The organism is Rhodococcus marinonascens NBRC 14363 (genome assembly GCF_001894885.1).
Lineage (GTDB): Bacteria > Actinomycetota > Actinomycetes > Mycobacteriales > Mycobacteriaceae > Rhodococcus_F > Rhodococcus_F marinonascens.
The window spans coordinates 1-5,230 of sequence record NZ_BCXB01000078.1 but is presented as its reverse complement, the minus strand read 5'-3'; the positions used below and the strand labels follow the sequence as shown (position 1 = coordinate 5,230).

Sequence of the window (5,230 nt, the reverse complement as noted above, 5' to 3'; positions counted from 1 at the left end):
CCCCGACCGGGCCGTTCCCGACCGGGACAGTGGCGATGACAGTATCCGCTGCTGCGGTCGACGCCCCCATACCGGCCATACCCAGCGCCATCGCGATAGTCGCCGCCAAGCCGAGGAAAAGACCCGGGACGCCCCCTCTGACCGTGCGACTACCGCCAAAAATGCTGTGTCGATTCACATTCATCTCCCAATCTCAGAGTGCGACTGAGGAGGCTACGCCATATCCGTTGTTTTTCCGACGATTGCTACCGGAACCCCGGGTAGGGGGGCATCCCTCGAAACCTCGACGCGCTTCGCCGTGGGTGAGGGCGCTAATTGGTGCGTCGGGTTCAAACATTCGCGAGTCACCCCCCACCCCGTCCACCAGGGCAGTGCCGTTCGTGGCTCAGCGTGCGACTGAGCGCCCGTCATGGGGCAGGACACCGACCTAACGACACGACCCCGCTGCCCTAACGTCACGTCACCCCCAAGCGGGGGACACTGGCCGATGTGACCAACCCAGGGCAAACGTTCACGGTGACCGCGGCCGCCGAAGCGTGCCGAGTCTCGCGGAAGACGATCACGCGCCGTCTTGACCAGCTGCGGAACGGTGGCGCATACAAGGATTCGGCAGGGGCATGGGTGATCCCACTCAGTGCGCTCCTGCACGCAGGACTGACACCGGGTAGGCCAGCGCCCCCCGATGCTGTCCCGGTGCCCCAGAGCGCCGACGTAGGCCACCAGGACACGCGAACCACCACCGAGGTACAGGCACAACTCGCAGACCTACAGCGCCGCGCCGAGGTTGCCGAAGCACTGGCCGCTGAACGTGCCGAACAGATCACCGACCTACGCCGAACGCTCGCGATGCTCACCACGGGAAGACCGGACACGACCCCGCCACCGCAGACGGACACGAGACAACGCGGCCTGCTCGGTCGCCTGGTCGACGGTCTCGGCTTGTAGGAACCGAACCCTGTTCGGATGTGAGATCCGTACCCGACTTACCTCCCGCAGTCCCAGCCATACCGGAACCTCACCGAGTGGTTCTACGGCCGTGGTCCAGTCCCGCAAACCCAGATCCCGACACACCTCTTGCACTGAAGCTGCGACCACGCAAAACCAGTGGGAGTCCTCGCACCGAAGGGCGTACATAGTGTGGACACCCCGCCGAGATTTCAGGGGCAACCCTGAGAAGTCCAGCGGCAGGCTATGAGGTCCGGCAGACGTACCCCACCCCCGATCCACACGGGCAGGTGTGTTCGTCGCTCTGAGCGGCCCCTGAGCGCCTTCAAAGGGTGTCGGCCGGATCGACACCCCGCCAGGAATCACTAGACCCCCCGGGGGGGTACGGACACCCATCGGTCAGTGTCCGGCCTTTTTTACAGGCACCGAAACGTACGTGCGGATCATCTTGCCGACGCTGGCGAAAGGATCCCGGCCCGTGCGCGTGAACCCTTTGCCGAACCCGTTTGAGAGTGACGCCCTGTCACTCCCAAAGTGGCCGGCCAACTTGCCGACGCCGACAACGTGGCTGGCCGCGTGGTGTTCTCCTGCGATCGGCGAAGAACCCTTCCCGAACCCTTTGCCGAAGGGTTTTCAACCTCATGGTTGAAAGGGGGTCGCTACCTGCGACGTAGGGGGTAGGGGCGTGCGGATCACCAGGAAGCCCCCGACCCCCTCACTCCTTCGGTCGGTGAGTGAGGGCATTTCTCCCCGCCACCTGTAGCTACGTGCAAGGGATCGGGCGACACGCCCACGGAGGCTGGGAAGTTACGGAGATCCACACTCGACGGTCATGGACGAGCTGGGGCGCGTTGCTTGGCGCTGGATAGTCCCCGATGGTCCTACCAGTGGATATGGGTTGTTGTGGGCTGTGTGCTCGCCCGGCGAGTCATCCCGCGGTTAACGCTCCTGTCGGGAACTGTGCCCTAAACTCCGATCCAATCGAACACAAAAAAAGGAACCCCCAGCCTGCAAGCCGGAGGTTCCCAAAGCGAAATGTTGCGTCCCAACCCAGGACTCACCAAATCAAACGAATGAGACCAGATTACAGCAGGAGACCAGGCCGCGCCGCAAGTCGCGGGGTGTGTTTCCGAAAGAATCCGGCTAGGTGAGCACCGGGGCAGGGGCGCAACTTCCACCAGGAAGAGGCACCGTGACCAGCACCAAAGACGACAAGTTCGTGATGATCCGCCACAGCGTGCAGGACTACGGACTGACACCCCAGGCATTCACCATCTACGCCACATTGATCCGGTGCGCCGACTGGAAGACCCGCAAGACGTACGTCTCACGGAAGACCCTCGCGGCCGCGATCCGCTCGAAGCAACCCAGATGCGCTGACAAGTACTTGCGCGAGCTGCACGCCGCTGGACTGATCGAGAGCATTCAGCACCGCTGGACTAATCGAGAGCGTGACATGACAGACGTTGCGTACGCCCGCGACGCCGAGCACCCGGTGCAAACCTCAAGTGTGTTCGTCCTCGCCCACACACCTGCATCACCGCAGGTCACACCCCCGTGCGCTACAACGCACGGGGGTAGTTCTCGGGCTGCGCCTGTGGATAACTCATCGCCGCAGGTCACAGACTCGCCCGATGCATCACCGCAGGTCGTACCCCCGTGCGCTAAAACGCACGGGGGTAGTGCGCTAAAACGCACACAATCAAGAACCCCTTTATCGAGATCAAAAACTAAGAGAGTTCCCCGCAACGCGGACGAAGCGGCATCGGCGTCATTTGTGGATAACTCGGAGATCCAAGACAGCAGCGACGCGAAGACAGCACCGGCCGCGTTGCCTGCTGACTGGTCGCCGGACGACTCACATCGCAAGTACGCCGAACGGCTCGGCATCAGTGGCATGTTCGACGCTCTCGCGGATCAGTTCGCAAAAGACGCCAGGACGAGCGGCAAGCGTCGGAGCAAGTGGGCGCAAGCGTTCACCCGGTATCTGCACCAGTTCGAAGAGGCAGACGGGCGTACGTTCCCGTGGGTCGATACGGACGAAGCGAGGAACGCAGCTGTCGACGCTGCACTCGAAGCCGTGAAGACCGAAGCGCCTGCACCCGAAGCCGAACAGGTCGAAGAGGTCCAGGTCGAAGACGATGCACAAGATCCGTGGGAAGCAATGTTCCCCGGTATCGCGCCTGCACCCGAAGAGATCCAGGTCGATGCACCCGAAGAGGTCCAGGTCGAAGACGATGCGCGCCGCTGGACGTACCAGACCGAGACCGTAAGCACTCCTGTCGTTGATCACGTCGCCGAGGCCGAGCAGGTCAGAGCAATGTTCGCGGCCGATGCCACCGAGTCAGACAAAAAGCGCCAGGAACAGGCAAAGCGTGCTCGCGTTTCCTTTGCGCTCAACGCAATCGACAGCCGTCTACTCACTCGCAAGATGCGAAGCCCTGAACGCGAACGCGCCGAGGAACTTCTCTACGCAGGCAGGAACCAGGACGACGTTCACGCCGAGATCATCTCCGCACGCAAGAACGCTCGCGCCGAGATCGAAGCGAAGCTGCACGCGGTCGCCTAGCTCTTGCGCCACGTGCGACGCTCTCAGCGCCACGGAGAGACACGGAGACCGGCACAGCCTGACACGGGTGTACCCCCGGAGATCCGTACACACTGCGATCCACGGACGAGGGTGAGCCAGTCGGCAAGTTTGAGTCAGACTCACACCAGCCAGTTACGGAGATCAAATCCGCAACCTGGGGCACAGGGTGAGTCAGCCGGAATCAGAGTCCCCTCATCGCGAGCACGTGAGTTTCGGGTCACTCTGTAAAAATGCGTGACTGGCACCGGAAGAGTCCAGGTACCCGCCCCCCTTGGTGATATCGACGGGGTGGGTAGGGGGTCGAAATCGCTGGAAGCCACGCGCCCCGGCCACTCCCCAGGTGCTCTGGTTCTCTCTCCCCCAGTGCCTAGGGGGGTGACCGGTGCCGGCCGAATAGCGTGGCAGGCACCTAGCCGATTCAGTGAGGACTCAGTGAGCACTCATGCCGAGCGCATGACGACCTGGACCTGACCGTAGTTGAAACACGATCAGGTGGACTCGCAACCGTAGTCAAATTGACTACGGCTCGTGCTGGTCGTAGCTGTCCTGTTTACCGATCCTTCAACAGGACAACCTCGTGAGGGGTCAGACTCGATCGGAGCCGGCGCGATCACCGGCTCCTGGTGTCCTGCTTGCCAGTCCTGCATGTTGATCCGGTATAGGTTGCCTTTGCCGGACTATTGTTCTCTCGTGGACGGAATGCTGATCGGGTATGCCCGATGCTCAACTCACGGGCAGGATCTGCGGCAGGCGCTGGCGGCCTGCCGCGCCGGAGACACCCTGATAGTGGCGAAAATGGACCGGCCCGGACGCTCCCGCACGGATTCAGGCTAAGCTCCCCCCGACGCTACTCGAGCGCAAGGTGGACGCCGGACACCTCGGGAAAAAGAGCGGCAACGGGGTTGGGTATCATCATTTTTGACAGACCGAGAAAGGTGCTCGGCTGGTTACCCCGGCCGAGCACCTGACTAAGCTCTCAGTGGCCTGAAATCAATCACCGGGGCAGCCCCAACCATCGGTGCACCATCTCAGACAAAGTTCCATTGTTGGTTGAATTCTCCTGTGCAATCCCAAACCTGCACTGGTACACCATTTTCGGACCTGCTATCGGCAACATCGAGGCATTTGCCGCTGGCCTGATTGATGATCGCGCCGCCAGGTTGACCGCCGTCCGTTACTTCTGGGTCGAATGTCCACTTTTCATCGGAACTACCGTTGCAGGGGTCGATCTGCACTCTCGATCCGTTCATTTGCCCTCCCCCACCAGTGTCTTCAACATTGAGGCACTTGTCGGTGCGTGGGTTTCGGATTTCACCATCGGAGGTGAAGATCCATTGCTGGTTTGGGGCGCCAGTGAAGTCCCACATTTGCACCGGGGTGCCGTCCAAGACTCCGTCGTCCGTGATGTCCAGGACACGGCCGTCGAGACCGTACACCGTTCCGCCCCCGGGGATCGAGGTGCCCGTGTCGATGGCGATCACCGACACCGAATTGTCAAGGGTGTTGGTGACGTAGGCGTGGGACCCGTCTGGGGTGATCGCCACCCTGTTCGGGAGTTTGCCGACGGGGATGGCATTGACCACTGTGTTGGTAGCCGTGTCGATCACCGACACCGTATCGTCACCAGTGTTGATGACGTAGACGCGGGACCCGTCCGGGGTTACCGCCACCCCGGCTGGGGTGTTCCCGACGGGG

Annotated in this window: 4 protein-coding genes; 3 read left to right on the top strand and 1 reads right to left on the bottom strand. The window is 62.0% G+C overall.

The window, feature by feature from the left end:
- Positions 1-489: 489 nt before the first annotated feature.
- From RM2_RS22525 to RM2_RS24295, 3 genes are all read left to right on the top strand, one after another.
- Positions 490-945, top strand: coding sequence for a hypothetical protein (locus tag RM2_RS22525; protein WP_139277906.1), 456 nt, complete (start codon positions 490-492; stop codon positions 943-945).
- 1,777 nt (positions 946-2,722) lie between these two features.
- Entirely contained in the window at positions 2,723-3,514 is a 792-nt protein-coding gene (locus RM2_RS22520; RefSeq protein ID WP_072691698.1) for a hypothetical protein, read from the top strand.
- 711 nt (positions 3,515-4,225) lie between these two features.
- Entirely contained in the window at positions 4,226-4,369 is a 144-nt protein-coding gene (locus RM2_RS24295) for a recombinase family protein (protein WP_445009106.1), read from the top strand.
- A 194-nt stretch (positions 4,370-4,563) separates the two neighbouring features.
- Here the strand turns inward: RM2_RS24295 and RM2_RS24760 are convergent.
- The coding region (locus tag RM2_RS24760; protein WP_169846809.1) for an RICIN domain-containing protein at positions 4,564-5,230 on the bottom strand (667 nt) is incomplete at its 5' end.